A 19,750-nucleotide genomic window follows, 5' to 3' on the forward strand; every position below is an offset into this window, starting at 1 on the left:
TCAGGTGTGGGTGCGGCCGGAATCCGTGACTGGCGCCGCCTGGCGGGGCGCGGTGTCGGCCCGGAACAGCGTCGCACCCCGCGTGGAAGCGGCTCAACTCCTGGATTGCACATGATGCCCACGCCGTGAGCCGGGGCGAGGGACGCTGACGGAGGGGCGGATCGGGGCTCGTGCGGCCGCCGGCGTGGGGCGGCCCGGCATCGTACGTGCCCCCACTGCCGGGGTGGGGTCCGCGTGCCGTGGTGGGGCTCGTGGAGCAGCAGGACGGGCGTCTGCTGGGCGAGCACCATGACCAGCGGGACCAGCGGGACCAGCGGGACCAGCGGGACCAGCCGACGCCGGGCGTCGACGGGCCGGTCCGCGAGGCCGGGCACCCCGGCCCGGCGCATCGCCTCGATCACGGCGGTCTCGTCCCGCGCAGCCCACCCATCCGTGTGCGGGAGGCAGGCAGCGGCGCGAGGAACAGGGGCCCGGCGGCCCCCCGGCTCCACACCCCGCGTGTCGACACCGGGCACGGCGGATCCGAGGTGAGCGCCGCGACACCGTCGCCGACCCCGCTCTCCGGCCGGCCTCCGGCACCGGACGGCGCCCGCGACGAGCTGAGCAATCTGGGCGATGACAGGTTCGGTGGGCCGTCGCAGTCTTGGCTGGGCCGACGGGTCGGGCGGCCGTCGCCCGCAGCATCCGTCCGGGCCGGACGGCCGGCCCCCTGAGCCCCTGGCCGACCGCTGGTGTGGGCTTGAGCCGTGAGGTGATTGTGGGGTGGGACAGTGAGCGCCGGGGAACGCGAACCCGTTGCGGTGATCGCCATGGGATGCAGGCTTCCGGGGGGTGTCACCTCGCCGGAGGAGTTCTGGACGTTTCTCGCCGAGGGACGCGAGGGCCTCTCGGACTTCCCCGACGACCGGGGATGGGATGTGGAGCGGCTGCGGTCCGCCGATGTCGGTCTCCCGGGAGTCTCCACCCCGCACCGGGGCGGATTCCTGTCCGGCGCGGCCGGCTTCGACCCCGCCCTGTTCGGGATCTCCCCGCGCGAGGCGCTGGCGATGGACCCGCAGCAACGGCTTCTCCTCGAAGTCTCCTGGGAGACTCTGGAAAGGGCCGGTATCGCACCGACCTCCCTGCGCGGCGAACCCGTCGGTGTCTTCACGGGCACCGCTGGACAGGACTATCTGACCGTTCTCCAACGGGCACAGGACCGGGCGGCGGGCCACACCCTGACGGGCACCGCGGGCAGCGTCATGTCCGGCCGTGTCGCCTATGCGCTGGGCCTCCGGGGGCCCGCCATCACCGTGGACACGGCGTCCTCCGCCTCCCTGGTGGCGATTCACCTGGCGTGCCGGGCGCTGGCGCAGGGTGACTGCACGCTCGCCCTCGCGGGCGGCGCGACGGTCATGTCGACCCCGGCGATGTTCGTGGAGTACAGCAAGCTGCGGGGTCTCGCTCCGGACGGTGTGGCCAAGCCGTTCTCCGCGGCCGCCGACGGCACCGCGTGGGCGGAGGGCGTCGGCGTGGTCCTCCTCGCGCGGCTCTCGGACGCGCTGGCGCAGGGCCTCCCGGTGCTCGCGGTGATACGCGGCTCCGCGGTCAATCAGGACGGTGCCAGCGACGGTCTGACCGCGCCGAACGGACGTGCGCAGCAGCAGGTCCTCGGGCAGGCCCTGGCGGACGCCGGGCTCTCGCCGGCCGACGTGGACGCCGTCGAGGCCCATGGCACGGGCACCGCTCTGGGCGATCCGGTGGAGGCCGAGGCGCTGCTCGCGGTCTACGGGCCCGGACGCCGGCAGGGCAGTCCGCTGTACCTCGGCTCGGTGAAGTCGAACTTCGGGCACGCCCAGGCCGCAGCCGGAGTCGCCGGCCTCATCAAGATGGTGCTGTCCCTCACGCACGGCGTGCTGCCCAGAACGCTGCACGCGGCCGAACCCACTCCGCACGTGGACTGGTGCCGGGGCGGGCTGGAGCTGCTGCACGAGGCCCGGCCGTGGCCGTCGACGGGGCGCCCGAGACGGGCGGCGGTGTCCTCGTTCGGCATCAGCGGCACCAACGCGCACCTCGTCCTGGAGGAGGCTCCGCGTGCCGCCGCGCGGACCCCGGGTCCCGGTGTGCCGCCGGACGCACCGGGCCGGGACGCCCACGCCGTCCCGGACGGCGCCGTGGCGTGGGTGGTCTCCGCGCGCGGCGCACAGGCGCTGCACGAGCAGGCGCGGCGACTGCGGTCCTGGGCCGCCGTCGGCGGCGCGCCGCCGACGGGGGACACGGTGGACGGTGCCGCGGTGGGCCGCCACCGGGTGGCGGACGTCGCCGGTGCGCTCGCCCGGGGCCGGGCGCAACTGGAGCACCGCGGTGTCGTGATCGCGCCCGAGGGGCACCTCGGCCAACTCCTCGACGGTTTGCGTGCGCTGGCCGAGGGAGAGCCGGCCCCGGGCGTCGTCGAAGGAGTCGCGCGCGGTGATGCCCGCCTCGCGGTGCTGTTCACCGGGCAGGGCGCACAGCGGCTGGGCATGGGACGGGAACTGCGGTGCCGGTACCCGGTGTTCGCCCAGGCCTTCGACGCCGCCTGCGCGGCGCTCGACCGGGAACTGGCCGGGCACGTTCCCGAGCCGGTCGCCGACGTGGTGTTCGGCGTCAGGCCCGGGGGAGAGGAAGTGCCGGACGCGGCAGAGCTGTTGAACAGGACGGTGTACACCCAGGCGGGGCTGTTCGCGCTGGAGACCGCGCTGTTCCGACTGGTGGAGTCCTGGGGCGTCCGGCCCCGCCTCCTCGGCGGACACTCCATCGGCGAGGTCGTCGCGGCGCACGCCGCGGGGGTCCTCTCACTGCGGGACGCGTCCCGGCTCGTGGCGGCGCGCGGGCGCCTGATGCAGAACCTTCCGGAGGGCGGCGCGATGGCGGCCCTCGAAGCCACCGAGGCGGAGGCTCTCGAGCTGATCGGCACCGCCGGGGACGTGGGCGTCGCGGCGGTCAACGCGCCCGATTCCGTGGTGATCTCGGGCACCGGGACCACCGTCGTGTCACTTGCCCGGGTGTGGCGGACACGAGGCAGGAAGGCCAAGCGGCTGCGTGTGTCGCACGCCTTTCACTCGCCGCGGATGGAACCCATGCTCGACGCGTTCCTCGAAGAGCTGCAGGCACTGTCCTTCCACGCCCCGCGGCTGCCCGTCGTCTCCAACGTGACCGGCAGCCCGGCGACGGAGGCGGAGCTGACCTCGCCGGACTACTGGGTGCGGCACGTCCGGCAAGCCGTGCGGTTCGGCGACGGGGTCAACGCGATGGCCGGCCAAGGCGCCTCGGTCTTCCTGGAACTCGGCCCGGACGGCGTGCTCAGCGGCCTCGGACCGGAGGCGCTCGCCGCTCGTGACGCGGCCGGGCAGGAACCCGTGTTCGCCGCCGCGCTGCGCGGAGACCGGCCGGAGCACGCCTCCCTGCTCGCCGCACTCGGTCAGATCTGGGTCCACGGCATACCGGTCGACTGGGCGGCGGTGACCGGCGGCACCGATCCCACGGTGCGGGTGGACCTCCCGACGTACGCCTTCCAGCGCGGTCGGTACTGGGCCGAGCCGGAGCCGTCGGCCGCCGGTGACGTCACCGCGGCCGGGCTCGCCTCCGCGGGCCATCCGGTTCTCGGCGCCGTACTCGAGCTCCCGGACTCCGAGACTGTCGCCCTCACCGGACGGCTGACCGCGCGCACCCTGCCTCCGCCCGTGGAGAACGCCGCCGCCCCGGCGTCGGGCCTGCTCCTGGAGCTGGCGGTCCGCGCGGCCGACGAGGCGGGGTGTGCCAGGGTCCAGGACCTCACCATCCATACCCCGCTGCTGCCACCGGAGCACGAGGCGCTGGCCCTGACCGTGACGACGGGTCCGCCCGACGCGAACGGACTGCGTCCCCTGACCGTGCACAGCAGGCCGGACGACTCCCTGCCGGGCCGGCCGTGGACCCGCCACGCCACCGGGGGTGTCACCGCGGCGGACCCCGGGCACGGCGGACCGCGGGGCGGCAGCACGGGCCTGCGCGCCTGGCCGCCGCCGGACGCCGTGGCACAGTTCACCGGCGGCCAGGCGCCGCCCGCTCCCGGCGTGCGCCGGCTGTGGCAGCGCGGTGCCGAGACGTTCGCGGAGGTGGCACTCCCCGAGGCCCTGCACGACACCGCGCGGGCGTACGGCATTCAGCCCGCGCTGTTGCAGAGCGCCCTGGACGTGGCGTGTCTCGCGCGGTCCGGCCGACCGGCCGATGCGCGCGGACTGAGCCTGAGCGGCATGGAGCTGTACGCGACCGGTGCGACGTCGCTGCGAGTGCGTGTCGCGCCGGGTCCCGACGGCTGCACGCTCGACGCCGCCGACCACGCCGGAGAGCCGGTCCTGTCGGTGCGTGGCCTGCGGCCGGCGGGTCACCGGCCCACGACGGACGGGGCGTCCCCCGACGCCGTCACAGCGGATGCCGCCGACGCGGACCGCGCGGAGAACGGCCCCGCGCCCCGGGAAGCCCTGTACCACGTGCGCTGGGCCGCCGCGCCGCCCCCGCAAGCCGTGAGGGAACCGGGGCGGTGCGCGCTGGTCGGCACCGACGCGCTGGGTCTGCGCGGAGCCCTCATGGCCACCGGCACGTACACGGACGCCTACCACGATCTCGACGCCCTGCGCGAGGCGATCGACGCGGGCGACCGGGTTCCGGACTCCGTCCTGATCCTGGGCGCCTCCGTGGGCGGCACCGGTGGCATCACGGAAGGCGGTCCGAGTGCGACGGACCTGTGCGAGAGCGCCGGGCGCGCACGCCGGGTCGTCCGGAACTGGTGCGACGAGGAACGGTTCGCGGCCACCCGGCTCGTCTTCGTCACCCGGCGCGCGGTGGCGACCCGGGACGGCGAGGACGTCCCCGGACTCCTGGACGCCGCGCTCCGGGGAGTGATCAGGTCGGTCCGGGACGAGCACCCGGGTGGCGTCACCCTGCTCGACGTCGACGACAGGCCCGCGTCGTCGCGCGCCGTCGCGGCAGCCCTGTCCGGCGCCCCGGGGGAGTTCGCGCTGCGCAGAGGGGCGTGGAGCGTACCCCGGCTCGAGCCGTCGGCACGTCCGCCGGAACCGCGGGAGCTCACCCCGGGCGGCACCGTTCTGATCACGGGTGGCACGGGTGCGCCCGGCGCGGAAGTCGCCCGCGACCTGGTCCGCCGCGGCGTGCGCCATCTGCTGCTGACCGGCACCCACGCGTCCGCGACCCCGGAGGCCGGGGCGCTGGTCGAGGAACTGACGGAGCTCGGGGCCGAGGTCACCGTCGCCGACTGCGACGTGACCGACGCCGGGGCGCTGGCCGCGGTCCTGGACACCGTGGAGGACGCGCATCCGGTCACCGCTGTCGTCCACACGGCCGGCGCCGGGGCGGACGCGCCCCAGGACGAGGCAGCCGAGCAGGTACCGGCCGGGGCCATCGCCGCCTGGAACCTGCACCGGCTCACGCGCGGCCACGATCTCGACGCCTTCGTCCTGTTCGTCTCCGCGGACGGAACGTTCGGCGCCCCGCACCTTCCGGGCCCGGCCGTCGACGCCTGCCTCCTGGACGCCCTCGCACACATGCGGCGCGCGAACCACCGGACGGCCATCGGCGTCTCGGTCGGCTGGAGCGCCGGAGCGAGCGGGAAGGGGACGGCAGGCGGGCGGGAGCCGGTGCGCCGGGACGACTGCACGGGCTTCACCCCGCTCGGCACCGGGGACGTCACCGCCCTGCTGGACGCGGCACTCGCTCCAGGCCCTGCCGCGGTGGTCCTCCCGGCGCGGGTCCGGGCAGGCGCGCTGCGGGCGCGGGCCGGGGAGCTCCACCCCCTGCTGCGACACCTCGTTCCGTGGCCGGACAGGAGAGTCGTCACGACGGACGCCGCCCCCCGGTCGGGCAGCGCGCTGCGCGCCCGTCTCGCGGCGCTCGCGGACACCGAACGCGACGCGTTCCTGACCGGACTCGTGCGCGACCAGGTGGCAGCCGTCCTCTCCCAGGCCTCACCCGACGACGTGGACACCGGGCGCTCGTTCAAGGACCTGGGACTCGAATCGCTGAGCGCGATCGAGTTCCGCAACCGTCTCAGCCGGGCCACGGGGCTGAAACTGCCGACCACGCTGGTCCGCGCGTTCCCCACCGCGCAACTGCTGGTGCGGCACCTCGCGGAACAACTCCGCTGACCGTCGACCGTCCACCCGAGGAAGGCCATCCATGAAAGTGCACGGCGTGTACGTCAGTTCCATCGGAACGTACCTGCCTCAGCCCATGAGCGCCGAAGAGGCGCTCGCACAGGGCCTGTACGACCAGGAGCTGTACGACACCGTCGGCTGGCGCGGCACTCACGTGGCCGGCCGGCAGTCGGCCCCGGACATGGCGGTGCTCGCCGCGAGGGAAGCCCTCAGGCGCCGGGGCGGGACGGGCGAACCCGTCGAGTCCTTCCTGCACTCGGGTGCGTTCTACCAGGGCCCCGACGAGATCTCCGTGCCCGGTTACATCATGCGGGAACTGGGCCTGGACGGCATTCCGTCCCTGGACGTGCGCCAGGGCTGCAACGGCATGCTGGCCTGCGCCGAGGTGGCGGTCGGCCGGCTCACCGGCGTGGCGCGCTGCGGCAGTGCCCTGATCACCTCGGCGGAGAACCACTCGACACCGCTGGTCGACCGCTGGCGCGACTCCGCGCCCGGCATCGTCATGGGGGACGGGGCGGCGGCCGTGACGCTCAGCTCCGAGGGCGGCTTCGCCGAGATCGTGGCGGCCAACTCCAGCACGCTGCCCGCGCTGGAGGGCTGGCACCGAGGCGACGACGACCTGCTGCCGCCTCAGGAGGCCGCGTTCACACCGCTCAGCCTCGGCAGGACCGTCGAACAGTTCACCAAGACCACCATGGCGATGACCGAAGCAATCGAACTCATCAGCAAGTTCAGCCTCGACCTCGTCCAGCGTTCCATCGTCGACGCGGGCATCAACGCATCGGACGTCGCCGCACTGATATCCGTCAACGCCGACGGCCGTGCGCTCGAGCAGTGGTTCCTGGAGCCACTGGGCATCCCGGCGGGGCGCACCAGCTGGGAGATCGGCAGAGCCGTGGGCCACGTGGGCGGATGCGATCAGTTCATCTCGCTCGACCGCATGCTCGCCTCCGGGGCGGTGGGGCCCGGTGACCACGTCATCCTCCACGCCGCCGCGCCCGGCTGGACCGGAACCACCCTCGCCGTACGCATCGCCGAACGCCCGCCCTGGCTCGACTGAACCGAAGGGGAACTCCATGATCGAACAGTCCGCAGCGGACCACCCCGTGTGGGACCTGCTCCTGCCGCCGAGCGAGCACGGCACCCCCGAGCGGCACGTGGTCCGCGCCCACGGGCACCGTCTCACCTTCGCCGACGGTGCCGACGTCCTCGACGCCACCTGCGGCCTGTGGAACGCCAACCTCGGCTACGGCAACGAGGTCATCGCCCGGGCGGTCGCGGAGGCCACGGCCGAGGCGTCCTACATGGGCACGTTCCGGCGCAGCCACGACTACGCCCGGGACGCCGCACGCGCGCTCATCGAGGCGGCGGGGGCGGACCGCTACGCCCGTGTGCTCTTCTCCACGTCGGGCAGCTCCGCCAACGACGTCGCCATGAAGATCTCTCGTCAGTACGCCAGTCTGCGCGGCGAGGACGACCGCAAACTCGTGGTCGGTCTGCACGGCAGCTACCACGGTCAGACCTACGGCGGATTCGCGCTGTCGGGCGAGGACTTCCAGAAGCCCATGTACGGGGCGGACACCAGCCTGATCCGGCACGTCGGGCACGACGACCCGCAGGAGCTGACGGCGCTGATGCGCGCGTGCGGCTCCCGGGTCGCGGCCGTCGTCGTCGAACCCGTCCTGGGCAGCGGCTCGCTCGCGCTCGGTACCGACATGATCAAGGCCCTGGTGACCCTGCGCCACGAGTACGGGTTCCTGCTGGTCTGCGACGAGGTCGCCGCGGGGTTCGGCCGTACCGGGACCCTGTTCGCCAGCGAGCTGTGGCCCGAGTCCCCCGACCTGCTGCTCACCTCCAAGGGGCTGACGAACGGCACGTGCGCCGCCTCCGCCGTCCTGGCCGCCCACCGGGTCTGGGAGGAGTTCGCCCGGCACGATGCGACGCTCATCCACGGCGAGACCCAGGCGGGCACGCCGGCCAGCTGCGCGGCGATCCTCGCGACCCTCCAGCAGATCGAGGAACTGGACGCGCTGAACACCGCCCGGCGCAACGGCCGGCTGATGGCGGAGGGCCTCGCGGGCATCGTGGCGCGCTCCGAGCTGGCCGCGGAGGCGACGGGCACCGGCTGCTTCCAGGCCCTGCACCTGCGCACGCACACCGGGGCGCCGTTCTGGCAGCCGCACGTCATGCAGATGATCGACGCGGTCCGCGCCCGCGGCGTCCTGGTCTACCCCGGGCCCAGCTCGCTCCAGGTCTTCCCCGCGCTGACCTGGTCGGAAGAGGAAGTGGCAACGTGCCTGCGGGCGTTGGAGGACGGTCTCGGCGACTTCGCCGCCGCGCGCGAGGCGCGCGCCGCGGCCAGGGCAGCCACCCGCACTGCCTGAGCCGCGCGCACCGGGACGCGGCGCGGGGCGGGCCCGTGGACGGCGGGCAGCCCTGCGCCGGGTCCCGGTGTGGGGCGCCCCCTCACCTGTCGGGCAGGACCACGGCGCGGCCGCTGATCCGGCCCTGACGCAGCCTGTCGTACGCCCTGGGTACCTCCTGGAGGGCATAGGTCTCGAGGCGGGCGGTGAGCACGCCGGCTCGGGCCAGCTCGATGACCTCGGTGAAGTCGGTGCGCGTACCCCAGTACGTGCCGGCGACCGAGACCCCGTACGCGGGGGTGTCGAAGCCGACCGGCAGGGCGCCCCGGCCGACGCCGGCCACCGTCACGTCGCCGCCCGTAGCCACGCAGCCGCCCGCCATCTCCACCGTGGACTGGGTGCCGACGAAATCGAGGATCACGTCCGCGCCGGTGGCGTCGGTCAGCTCGCGCACCCGCTGGGCGGTGGAGTCGTCCGAAACGAGCGTGGCGTGGGCGCCGAGCCCGGAGGCCAGCGTCAGTTTCTCCTCGGACACATCGACCGCGATCACCTGCACCGGGGTCAGTGCCCGCAGCAACTGCACGGCCAGATGCCCGAGGCCGCCGACGCCGATGACGACGGCCGCGCCGCCCGGCCGGAGCTTGGGCAGAGAGCGCTTGACGGCGTGGTAGGCGCTCAGCCCCGCATCGGTCAGGGGAACGGCCTGCAGCGGATCCAGCCCGCCGAGCGGAACCAGGTGGCGCGGCGAGTCCACCAGCATGTACTCCGCGAGGCCGCCGGGGGAGCCGAGCCCGGGCGGACTGATGCCGAGCACCTCACGCCGTACACAGAGGTTCTCGGCACCGTCGGCGCATCGTCTGCACCGCCCGCATCCCCACGGGCCGTACAGGGCGACGGCCTCTCCCTCGCTCACGCCGCTCGTGCCGGCCCCGAGCGCCGCGACCGTGCCCACCACCTCGTGTCCCAGCGTCAGCGGCAGTGACACGCCCATGCGCCGCAGCATGCCGGCGGGGGTGTCGAGGAGCAGGAAGTCGGAATGGCACAGGCCGACGCCGGTGACGGACAGCAGCACCTGCCCGGGCCCGGGCCGCGGCACTGGCAGCTCGACCAGTTCGGGCGTGCGTCGGGGGGTGCGGAGCTGGACGGCCTTCATGGCGGACAGAGAGCTCATGGGTGTCCTTCTCCGGGGCGAGCCCGGGCTCGGCGGCTTCGGGGGCGCGCTCCGTTCCGGCTTCCGGGCGGGCCCGGTCGCCGGGCCCGGCCCGGATGGCTCACCGGGTGCGCGCCAGCCAGGTGGTGAGGTGGGCGGCGATGGCCTGCTGGCGCTCGGGGTGTCCTATACCCGCGTGGTCGGTCGCCATCCGCTCGATGTCGATGCCGGGGCACACCTCGAGCCACACGGGTACCGGGTCGGCGAGCGGTTCCTTGTCGGCGACGTACAGCAGCGTCGGCTGGTCGTGCGGCCCCGGACGCCAGGCGGCGGTCAGCCGCGTCTCGTGCTGCTGGATGCGCATGAGCCGCTCGTATCCCGCTACGTCGACCTCGGCGGGCAGCAGACCGTGGGCGACGCAGGTGTCCCTGGCGACCTGGGAGAGGTCCTCGGGACGCGCCGAGCGGACCGAGGCCGCCACGGCCTCGGGCGCGGGGCCCAGGTTGAGCGTGACGATGAAGGCGAGATGCCGTTCCGGCTCGGTGTCGGCCACCCGCAGATCGGTGATGCGGCTGTCGAGCATGAAGACATGGCTGGTACGCCCCGACTCCCTGAGCTGGCATGCCACTTCGTAGGCGAGGAAGCCGCCCATGGACCAGCCGCCCAGGATGTAAGGCCCCTCGGGGCGGACTCTCAGCAGCTCCTGGAGGTAGCCGGCCGCCATGGACCGCAGGTCCGGCGCGAAGGCCTCCTCCGACGTGTCGACGTGCGGCCGGCTCTGGAAGGCGTGCACCGGACCCGGCCAGCTCTGCGCCAGCGGTACGTACGGCGCCACCGAGCCGCCCATCACGTGGAACAGGGTGAGTCCGGGTCCCTCACCGTCCGAGAGCTGCACCATGCACGTCGGGCGCTGCGTGTCCTGCGTGCTCTGCGAGAGCGATGCGGCGAACTCCCGTACGGTGGGCGCCTCGAAGACCCGTCCCAGCGGCAGGTCCGCGCCGAACTCCGCGTGCACGCGGTTGACCATGCGCAGCGCGAGCAGCGAGTTGCCGCCCAGGGCGAAGAAGTTGCTGTCCGGGCCGACGGACGGTGACTCCAGCAGCTCACCCCACAGCTCGGTGAGCCGTTCGAGCAGCGGGTCGTCGTCCGGCACTCCGCCGGTGCCGTCGTGCCGGTCGGGACCCGTGCCCGGAGCGGAGACCAGTTCCAGGGCGCGGACCGGGTCCACTTTGCCGTTCGCCGTGAGCGGGAGGTGGTCCACGATCACGGTGTGCCCGGGGATCATGTAGTGCGGCAGGTGTGCGCGAAGGTGGGCCGAGACGGCCGCGCCGTCGAGCGTCACATCCGGTTCGGGCACGGCCAGGGCGACCAGGCGCCGCTGTCCGCCGGGCGCGTCGTCCACGCACACGACGCACTCGCGGACCCCGGGGTGCGAGCGCAGCGCTGCCTCCACCGATCCGGGCTCCACGCGGTAGCCGAGTATCTTGACCTGGCGGTCCTCGCGGCCCATGAACTCGATGGTGCCGTCGGGCCAGTACCGTCCCAGGTCGCCGGTCCGGTAGAGACGCTCCCCGGTACGCGGATGGGTGATGAACCGCTCGGCGGTGCGCTCCTCGTCCTGCCAGTAGCCCCGGGCCAGCCCGGCACCGCCGATGTGGATGTGACCGACCGCCCAGGGCTGACGGATGTCGAGGCGGTGGTCGAGCACCGTCATCGTCTGGTTGGTCAGCGGCCTGCCGTACGGAACGGAGCGCCATGCGGGGTCGGTCTCGCCGACCTCGTAGATGTTCGACCAGATCGACGCCTCGGTCGCGCCGCCCATCGCGATGACACGCACGTCACTCCGGCGCCGCCGCATACGGTCCGGCAGCGTGGTCGGTACCCAGTCACCGCTGAGCAGGAAGGCGCGTATCGGTGCGTGCCCGAGCTCCGGGCGCTCCTCCGCCACTTCCACGATCATCTCGGCGAGAGCGGGCACCGAGTTCCACACGGTCACGCCGTGCCGGCGTGCGGTGGCCGACCAGGCGATGGGATCGGGCAGGTCCGTGGGATCCGGGATGACCAGCGCGGCGCCGGCGGCGAGCGTCCCGAACACGTCCCACACGGACAGGTCGAACGCCAGCGAGGAGATGCCGAACACCCGGTCGTCGGGGCTGAGCCGCAGGCGCTCGTTGATGTCCACGACGGTGTTCAGGGCCGCACGGTGCTCGATCATCACACCCTTGGGCCGGCCGGTGGAGCCCGACGTGTAGATGACATACGCCAAGTCGTCGGGTGCCGCCTCCACCTGCGGCAGCGGGCGCGAAGCCGGGTCCGTCCCGTCCACGGCCAGGACGGGCAGCGTCGAAGACGCGCCGAGTTCCGGCAGGGCGTGGGACTGTGCGAGCACCACCGACGCCGAGCACTCGGTGAGCAGGTCGCGCAGTGGACCTCGGGGCATGCGTGCGTCGATCGGCAGATAGGCGGCGCCGGCCCGCAGCGCACCCAGCGCCGCGACCACCTGCTCCCATCCCTTCACCATGACGACGGGGACGACGTCACCGCGCCGCACCCCCCGCTCCAGCAGCCAGTGCGCCACCGCGCGGGAGAGGGCCTCCAGTTCCCCGTAGGTGACGGTGCGGGCGTCGGTGAGCAGCGCGGGTCGGTCGGGGTGGGCGTCCGCCTGTAGCAGGAAGCGGTCCTCGAGGCGCCCCTCGGGCAGCGGCTTCGCCGTGTCGTTGACCGCCGCGACGAGCTCACGGTGTGCGTCGGGCACCGGGTCGGGTTCGCTCTCGGCTCCGTCCGGACGGGACAGTACGTCCAGCATGTGCTGGTAGGCGGCGACGACCCGTTCGGGCAGGCCGGGTGGGAACGCCTCGTCGACGAAGTCGATGTTGGAGGCGACACCGCCGTCCGGAAGGTCGCGTATCTGGTTGTCGACGAGCACCTGTGGTGTGTGCTGGACGCGCTCCACCGCCCGGAAGGCCGGCCGGGACTGCGGCGGCGGAGTGTCCCAGCCGGGGCCCTGGTTGCTGGTGAAGACATAGGGGAAGGCGGCTCGTTGCGTCCAGCCGCTGCGGGCGGCGAGTTCGCGGCTGATCCGTACGCCGGTGACGTCGCTGTGGGCCATGTCCTTCCACAGCCGGCGCTGCAGCTGCTTGGCGCGCTGCCAGAAGCCGGCGTCGCCGCGGTGGTCCACCTCCAGCGGAAGGGTCGCGGTGCGCTGGCCCACCACCGGCGGGCCCGGGTGCCGCGCCACCAGGTTGAGGTGGACGACGTTCAGACAGAAGTGCGGTGTCCCGGCCCAGGAGGCGAGCGCCTCGGAGAGCACGTGCATCAGGGCGGTGGCGGGGAGCACCTTGTGTGCGCGGAAGTTGCGGCAGAAGGTGTCCCATTGCTCCCGGGAGAGGTAGGCGGTGCGAGCGGTGAACTGCACCGACTCGATGGTGTTGGGCTCGCGGACCAGGGGCAGTCCGGGCGCCTGGGGCAGTGTGTCGAGCCGGCTCTCCCAGTACGCCCACTGTTTCTGGAAGTCCTCGCTCCGCTCGTGCGCCAGGAGTTCGCCGCGCCACTCGCGGAACGTCCGCTCCACGGGCGGGAGGTGCCCGTCCGGGGCGTGGTAGAGCTCCAGCCATTCGTCGACCAGCGTGTTCAGACTCGGCGCGTCGACGAGAATCAGGCTGTACCGGAAGTGGACGCGGCAACGATGCCGCCTGAGCCGGCTCACGACCACTTCGAACAGCGGCCAGTCGGTGGGGTCGAGCCCCTGGGTGCACATGCGGTCACGGGTCCGTGCGAGGCCGGCCTCCTGCTCGTCCTCGCTCCGGCCTGTCAGGTCCACGACCGCCAGCCGTGTCCTCGGCTGCCGGCCCGGCTCCATGACGCGTCCGTAGCCGTCGCTGCCGAACACCGTGCGCAGCGTCTCGTGCCGGTCCACCAGCGCGTCGAGGGCGGTCTCCGCCCTGGCCGGGTCGAGGTCCACCGCGTCGAGTTCGATGTAGTACTGCTGGCGGCCGCCGAGTTCCAGCAGACGGCTCCTGCCCACGATGTACGCGGACTGGATGTCCGTCAGCGGGAACCCGGGGGAGGCTCCGGACGGCGTGACGGCGGCCGAGGGTCCTTCGTCTGTTGTCCTCACGGTGCGCACCCCGTTCTGTGAGTGTCCTGTGGCTTCCCCGGCGCGGGACGTCATGCCATCCACGCGGCGGCACGTTCGGCGAGCATGATGCAGCTGAGGTTCATGGGCGACAGCAGGGGCGAGGGGATCACCGAGGAGTCCACCACCCGCAGACCGTCGACCTGGTGCACCCTGAAGTACTGGTCGACCACGGAGGAGGCATCACGCTCCGGCCCCATCCGGGCCGTGCCCGAGGGATGCCACATCGGAGTGGCGAAGCGTCTGACGGCCTTCCGCAGCCGGTCCTCGTCCTGGATCATCCGCTCGGTCCACAGCAGGACGTGCTCCAGGGTCCGCGTCATGGCCGAGGCGTTCATCAGCGACCAGAGCAGCCGGGTGCCTTCCATGAGGCGCTCCACGTCGGACTGCTCCGACAGCAGCCCCAGAGTGATCACGGGCGCGTGGGCGGGGTCGGGGCCAGTGGCGTGCACGGCGCCGCGGGAGTCCGGATCCAGGAGCATGGCGGACAGCACGATGGCGATGCGGTCCTCGGTGACCTTCCCGATCTCCGGGATGGTCTCCTCGGTGACGTTGCTCGCCAGGAACACGCCCAGGCCCGGCGCACCCCCGTCATGCGCCACGCGCGCCATGACCTGGTGCCAGGGAACGCCCTTGCGGCACACACCCGCCCGGGGCACCGCCCAGACCACCGTCGCCACATGGTCGGCCAGGTCTTCCCCCACGCCGGGCAGTTCGGCCACGACCGGCACGCCGAGCGATGCCAGGCGGCGGTTCTCCCCGATGCCCGAACGCTCCAGGATCAGCGGCGTGTTGATGCCTCCGGCGCACAGGGTCACCCGGTCGGCCCGGACCTGCACGGGACGCCCCTCGCGCAGCGCCTGCACCCCGACGGCCCGGTTGCCGTCGAACAGCACCCGGGACACCTCGGTCCGGGTCCACACACTCAGGTTGTGCCGGTGGCGCGCGGGCTCCAGGTAGGCGTCCGCCGTGGAGATCCGGCGACCGTCACGTGCGTTGCTGGGCAGGGGGCCCGCTCCGACGGCGCCGGTGTTCATGTCGGCGGTCTGCGGTATCCCCAGCTCCTTGCAGGCATGCAGGAAGGCGAGTGCCACCGGGTCGAACTCGTCGACGGCCGGCCGGCGCACGGGAACCGGTCCCTCGGAACCGTGTGTCGCGTCGGTGAAGTCGGCGTCCGTTTCCAGGGCCCGGAAGAACGGCAGAACCGCGTCCCAGGTCCACTCCGGACTGCCCCCAGCGGCCCATGAGTCGAAGTCGGCGGCCAGGCCGCGCAGCGCGATCGCGCCGTTGACCGCCGAGGAGCCGCCGAGCAGCTTCCCCACACCGTAGGGGCCGTGCCGTCCCCTGGGTTCGGTGCCCATGTACGCGGTGTAGTCCCAGTTGTAGCCCGACAGTACGGACATGCCCAGTGGATAGGAGTCCTGCGGTTCGCCGAGGCGGTCGACGCCGGCCTCCAGGAGGAGCACGGAACGCTCAGGATCCTGGGACAGCCGGGCGGCCAGCGTGGCGCCGGCGGAGCCACCCCCCACGATCACGTCGTCCCAGTGCTGGAGCCATGGGTCTTCGGGCATGTGTGCCTCTTCGGGTCGGCTTCCGCGCGGGGCAGTCGAGCGGCCGCCCGCTCCAGCCGACGCGGATGGCGCGTCCTGCCTTCGAGCGGGCGGGCGGCTGACGGGCTCTCAGCTGTTCAGGCTCGTGACCACGTCGTCGCGCTGCGAGCGGCGGCGCTTCCACATCAGTGCGCCGGCGCCGGCGAGGAACGCCGCGGCGGAGGCGGAGGCCAGGGCGGGCGTTCCGGCGAAGGAATTGCCGGATTCGTTGCCCGGCGTGGTGGAACCCGCGAGGGCCATGGTCTGCGTGGCCGACGTGGACGCATCGGCGGCCGGCACGACCTTCAGCGCGGGCGCGGGGTGTGCCGGGTGGGGGTCCTCGGCAGTGGGACGCTGGTCCCAGCGGACGACCTCACCGTTGCTGTACGTCTGCACGGCGTCGAAGTAGATCTTCTCGGTGTCGGGAATTCGTCCCACCGTCAGTTTGAATTCCTCGAACTCGCCGGCATGGATGGACGTGGCGGAGGTGCGGGCGACCCAGGTCACGGAGACCACTCCCTCGCCGATGCCGCCACCGCCCTCCTTTTTGATCGTGTGCTTCCAGCCCGGAACACGCTTCGCCAGCACGTTCGGCAGCTTGGACGCCGCATCGGAGGGAAGAATGATCTGCAGCTTCTGGGTGCTGGCCGCTTCACGCTCGTTCGGCACCACGAATGTGAGGGTGGGGTAGGAGCCGACGGTGGCCTGGACGGGGTCCTTGATGGTGACATGGGCCGAAGCGGGAAGTGCCGCGGCGAACAGCATGGCAAGGGCGCCCGCCGAAGCGGCGGCGATTCTGGTCGGAGTACGGGACATCTGTGCCTCTCACGGAATTCCAGCCAGGGCCCACTTGCCCGGGCACAGGCATTCTCCGCCGCGGCCGCACGGGGAGGCATCTCCCAAGTTGCTTGGTAACGGGGGCAGATGACGAGCGCGCAGAGGGGGGCGGCGGCGGCCGCGGTGGTGCCACCCCACCGCGGCGCCTGCCTCACCCCTTGATGCTGCGGGTGATCTGGTTGATGTTCGCGAACCGGCCGTCATCGGTCATCTCGCAGAACATGTGGACCTCGTTCTCGGTCTCCGTGCCCTGCTTCATGACGGCACGAATCACGAGACGGGCCGCGAGACGATTTCCCTGAGTGACCGCTTCGAGCACCTCGTAGGTGCCGCTCAGGACACTCTTCTTCACAGGGCGGATGTGCTTGATCAGGCGCTCCCGGTCGATCGAGATACCGTCACTCACCAGAGTGAAGTCCGGCGCATAGTAGCGGTCGATGACCGCACCCGAGTCCTCTTCGCTGAAAATCTCGTCCTGGAAATTGTTGTAGAGCTTCTCGAGAAAGTTCCGGGGGTCGTCCGTGATGGTTTTCTTCATGACGCTCCTTGAGCTCTCAGGTACTCCGGGGGGGTATATGCGGTTCGGTCAGTAAATCAGGGACGCGGAGGCCCCGCAACCGCTCCGCGCGGTGTCGGCGCCGTCCCCGGCCGGGCCTCCGGCAACGTGGGAGATGCCGCGAGGCGGGTCGGACGGCGAGGATGCCTTGCCGGTGCCGTCCGGGTCCCGGGGCGCGGCTGGGGCCGATGACGTCCGGGACACCGAACGGCCCCGCTGTTGAAGCGGGTTGCATACGGGCCGTTGAGGGGACGTGGGTGCGATGGGTGGATACGGGGACGCTTCTGGCCGTGAGCCTTCCGGGGGCCGGGCCGTCGCGGTCGTCGGGATGGCGTGCCGGCTGCCCGGGGCGCCCGACCTCGAGGCCTTCTGGGAACTCCTGCGGGAAGGACGCGACGCCGTCACGGACGTTCCTGAGGGGCGGTGGACCCTGCCACACCCGGCAGGGGGAGACGGCGCGCCCGTGGCAGACCCGGGAACCCGGCGCGGTGGCTTCCTCGACGACGTCGACGGCTTCGACGCCGACTTCTTCGGTATTTCGCCGAGGGAGGCAGCCGCGATGGACCCGCAGCAGCGGCTCATGCTGGAGCTGAGCTGGGAAGCGCTGGAGGACGCCGGCGTCCTGCCCGGGAAACTGCGCGGCAGCAGGACGGGCGTCTTCACGGGGGTGATGGCCGACGACTACGCGACGCTCGCGCGCCGGCTGGGTCCCGAGGCGGTGACCCGGCACTCCGTGACCGGCCTGCACCGCGGCCTGATCGCGAACAGGGTCTCCTTCGCGTTCGGTCTGAGCGGGCCCAGCATGGTGCTCGACACCGGCCAGTCCTCCTCGCTCGTGGCCGTCCACACGGCTTGCGAGTCACTGCGGGCCGGTACCTCCACGCTGGCGCTCGCGGGCGGAGTGAACCTTAACCTCGCGGCGGAGAGCGCCGTGGCCACCTCCAGATTCGGCGCGCTCTCCCCCGACGGCCGGTGCTTCACCTTCGACGCCCGGGCCAATGGCTACGTCCGCGGTGAAGGAGCCGGCGTCGTCGTTCTGAAGCCACTCGACCGGGCCCTCGCCGACGGTGACGTCGTGTACTGCGTCGTCCTGGGCGGTGACGTGAACAACGACGGTGCGACGGACGCCCTGACGCGGCCGAGTGCCGCCCTGCAGGCGGAGGTCGTGAGCGCGGCCCAGCGCGCCGGCGGAGTGCGTCCGGCCGACGTCGGATACGTCGAACTGCACGGGACGGGAACCCGGTTGGGAGACCCGGTCGAGGCGGAGGCGCTGGGTGCCGTCTTCGCCGCCACCCGCAGGCCCGGAGAACCCCTGCGGATCGGTTCCGCCAAGACGAACGTGGGGCACCTGGAGGGCGCCGCGGGCATCGTGGGATTCATCAAGGCGGCCCTCTGCGTCAGCCGGGCGGAGCTGCCGCCGAGTCTCCACTTCGAGCACCCGAACCCGGCCATCGCGTTCGACACATGGGGCCTTCGCGTACAGCGCGAGGTGGAGCCGTGGCCCGGAAAGGGGCGACGCGTGGCGGGCATCAGCTCCTTCGGCATGGGGGGCACCAACTGCCACGTCGTGGTCGCGGAGGCACCGCCCGTCCAGGCGGCGCGGCTGGTCGGTGATCAACCGGAGGACGGGTCCGTGGTGTTGCCGTTCACGGCGAAGTCGGTCAGGGCCCTGCGGGCGCAGGCCGGCCGGTTGCGGGAGTATCTGGAGCGGTGGCCGGACGCCGCTGTGGGAGAGGTGGCACGGACACTGGTGACGCGGCGTACCGCCTTCGAACACTGGGCGGTCGTGGCGGCACACGACCCGGCCCAGGCACTGGACGCCCTGCACGCCCTCGCCGAGGGCTCTCCCCACACCGCACTCACCACCGGCACGGCCGCCACCCCGCCAGGGAAACTCGCCTTCCTCTTCCCCGGCCACAGACCCAGACACACACACTGACGACACCAGCGACACCGACGACACCCCCGTCGCCCTCCCCCTCTCCGCAAAGACCCCGGCCGCCCTCACAGCCCAGGCCCGGCAACTGCTCACCCACCTGACGGAACACCCCGAAACGGAACTGGCGCCCACCGCCCGCGCCCTGGCCACACGCTCCGTCTTCGAACACCGCGCCGTCATCACCACCCACGACCCGGCCCAGGCACTGGACGCCCTGCACGCCCTCGCCGAGGGCTCTCCCCACACCGCACTCACCACCGGCACGGCCGCCACCCCGCCAGGGAAACTCGCCTTCCTCTTCCCCGGCCAGGGATGCCAATACCCCGGCATGGGACGCGGCCTCTACGGCCGCCTACCCGTCTTCACCGACGCCCTCGACGACGCCTGCCACGCCCTCGACGAACACCTCCAACACCCCCTGCGCGACATCATCCTCGCCCAGCCCCACTCCCCCCAAGCCGAACTCCTCACCCGCACCGACTACACCCAACCCGCCCTCTTCGCCCTCACCACCGCCCTCTACCACCAACTCCGCGACCTCGGCCTCACCCCCGACTACCTCATCGGACACTCCATCGGCGAAATCACCGCCGCCCACGCCGCCGGCATCCTCACCCTCACCGACGCCGCCACCCTCATCACCACCCGCGCCCGCCTCATGCACCAACTCCCCACCCACACCACCGGCATGCTCGCCGCCCACACCACACTCACCAACCTCACCCCCCACCTCACCAACCACCCCACCACCACCATCGCCGCCTACAACAGCCCCACCAACCACATCCTCGCCGACACCCTCACCAACCTCACCGCCCTCCAACACGACCTCACCACCCACGGCATCAAAACCACCCCCCTCCACACCAGCCACGCCTTCCACTCCCCCCACATGGACCCCACCCTCGAAACCTTCCACCACACCGCACAACAACTCACCTACCACCCACCCACCATCCCCATCATCTCCACCCTCACCGGCCAACCCACCACCACCGAACTCACCAACCC

General features: G+C 72.4%; 10 protein-coding genes and 1 pseudogene. 6 read left to right on the forward strand and 5 right to left on the reverse strand.

What is annotated here, in order from left to right; genetic code table 11:
* The first annotated feature begins 770 nt into the window (after nucleotides 1-770).
* The 3 genes from F1615_RS02720 (at nucleotide 771) to mpaD (ending at nucleotide 8,554) form a co-directional block, all read left to right on the forward strand.
* Nucleotides 771-6,161: a type I polyketide synthase gene (locus tag F1615_RS02720; protein ID WP_149547197.1), complete on the forward strand. Its 5,391-nt coding sequence runs from the start codon at nucleotides 771-773 to the stop codon at nucleotides 6,159-6,161.
* Between the two features lie 85 nt (nucleotides 6,162-6,246).
* Entirely contained in the window at nucleotides 6,247-7,230 is a 984-nt protein-coding gene (locus tag F1615_RS02725) for a ketoacyl-ACP synthase III family protein (protein WP_244328617.1), read from the forward strand.
* Between the two features lie 16 nt (nucleotides 7,231-7,246).
* A complete protein-coding gene (gene mpaD, locus F1615_RS02730; protein ID WP_149547198.1) occupies nucleotides 7,247-8,554 on the forward strand; it encodes a daptide-type RiPP biosynthesis aminotransferase in 1,308 nt (435 codons plus the stop codon).
* An 82-nt stretch (nucleotides 8,555-8,636) separates the two neighbouring features.
* Here the strand turns inward: mpaD and F1615_RS02735 are convergent, their stop codons facing one another.
* From F1615_RS02735 to F1615_RS02755, 5 genes are all read right to left on the reverse strand, one after another.
* A complete protein-coding gene (locus F1615_RS02735; RefSeq protein WP_149547251.1) occupies nucleotides 8,637-9,686 on the reverse strand; it encodes an NAD(P)-dependent alcohol dehydrogenase in 1,050 nt (349 codons plus the stop codon).
* 118 nt (nucleotides 9,687-9,804) lie between these two features.
* Complete coding sequence (locus tag F1615_RS02740; protein ID WP_167533636.1) at nucleotides 9,805-13,800, reverse strand: non-ribosomal peptide synthetase; 3,996 nt, start codon at nucleotides 13,798-13,800, stop codon at nucleotides 9,805-9,807.
* Between the two features lie 50 nt (nucleotides 13,801-13,850).
* Complete coding sequence (locus tag F1615_RS02745; protein WP_149547200.1) at nucleotides 13,851-15,389, reverse strand: GMC family oxidoreductase; 1,539 nt, start codon at nucleotides 15,387-15,389, stop codon at nucleotides 13,851-13,853.
* Between the two features lie 108 nt (nucleotides 15,390-15,497).
* Nucleotides 15,498-16,223, reverse strand: coding sequence for a YcnI family protein (locus F1615_RS02750; protein WP_149547201.1), 726 nt, complete (start codon nucleotides 16,221-16,223; stop codon nucleotides 15,498-15,500).
* 172 nt (nucleotides 16,224-16,395) lie between these two features.
* On the reverse strand, nucleotides 16,396-16,782 hold the full coding sequence (locus F1615_RS02755) for a nuclear transport factor 2 family protein (RefSeq protein ID WP_149547202.1): 387 nt from the start codon (nucleotides 16,780-16,782) through the stop codon (nucleotides 16,396-16,398).
* Between the two features lie 280 nt (nucleotides 16,783-17,062).
* On the opposite strand from F1615_RS02755, the gene F1615_RS02760 reads away from it, so the two are divergent.
* From F1615_RS02760 to F1615_RS02765, 3 genes and pseudogenes are all read left to right on the forward strand, one after another.
* Nucleotides 17,063-18,739 carry a type I polyketide synthase gene (locus tag F1615_RS02760; RefSeq protein WP_149547203.1) on the forward strand — a complete coding sequence of 559 codons (1,677 nt, stop codon included), beginning with the start codon at nucleotides 17,063-17,065 and terminating at the stop codon, nucleotides 18,737-18,739.
* A 46-nt stretch (nucleotides 18,740-18,785) separates the two neighbouring features.
* Nucleotides 18,786-18,962, forward strand: a pseudogene (locus F1615_RS37050) (hypothetical protein); the annotation flags it as partial.
* Nucleotides 18,963-19,067: 105 nt separating this feature from the next.
* A partial coding sequence (locus F1615_RS02765; protein WP_149547204.1) for an acyltransferase domain-containing protein occupies nucleotides 19,068-19,750 on the forward strand: 683 nt, incomplete at its 3' end.

Source organism: Streptomyces marokkonensis (assembly GCF_008312835.1).
Classification (GTDB): Bacteria; Actinomycetota; Actinomycetes; order Streptomycetales; family Streptomycetaceae; genus Streptomyces; species Streptomyces marokkonensis_A.

Coding starts and splice junctions, on each gene's coding strand:
- F1615_RS02725 (WP_244328617.1), top strand. CDS start 6,247: ATGAGCGCCGAAGAGGCGCTCGCACAGGGCCTGTACGACCAGGAGCTG.
- mpaD (WP_149547198.1), top strand. CDS start 7,247: ATGATCGAACAGTCCGCAGCGGACCACCCCGTGTGGGACCTGCTCCTG.
- F1615_RS02735 (WP_149547251.1), bottom strand. CDS start 9,686: ATGAAGGCCGTCCAGCTCCGCACCCCCCGACGCACGCCCGAACTGGTC.
- F1615_RS02745 (WP_149547200.1), bottom strand. CDS start 15,389: ATGCCCGAAGACCCATGGCTCCAGCACTGGGACGACGTGATCGTGGGG.
- F1615_RS02750 (WP_149547201.1), bottom strand. CDS start 16,223: ATGTCCCGTACTCCGACCAGAATCGCCGCCGCTTCGGCGGGCGCCCTT.
- F1615_RS02755 (WP_149547202.1), bottom strand. CDS start 16,782: ATGAAGAAAACCATCACGGACGACCCCCGGAACTTTCTCGAGAAGCTC.
- F1615_RS02760 (WP_149547203.1), top strand. CDS start 17,063: ATGGGTGGATACGGGGACGCTTCTGGCCGTGAGCCTTCCGGGGGCCGG.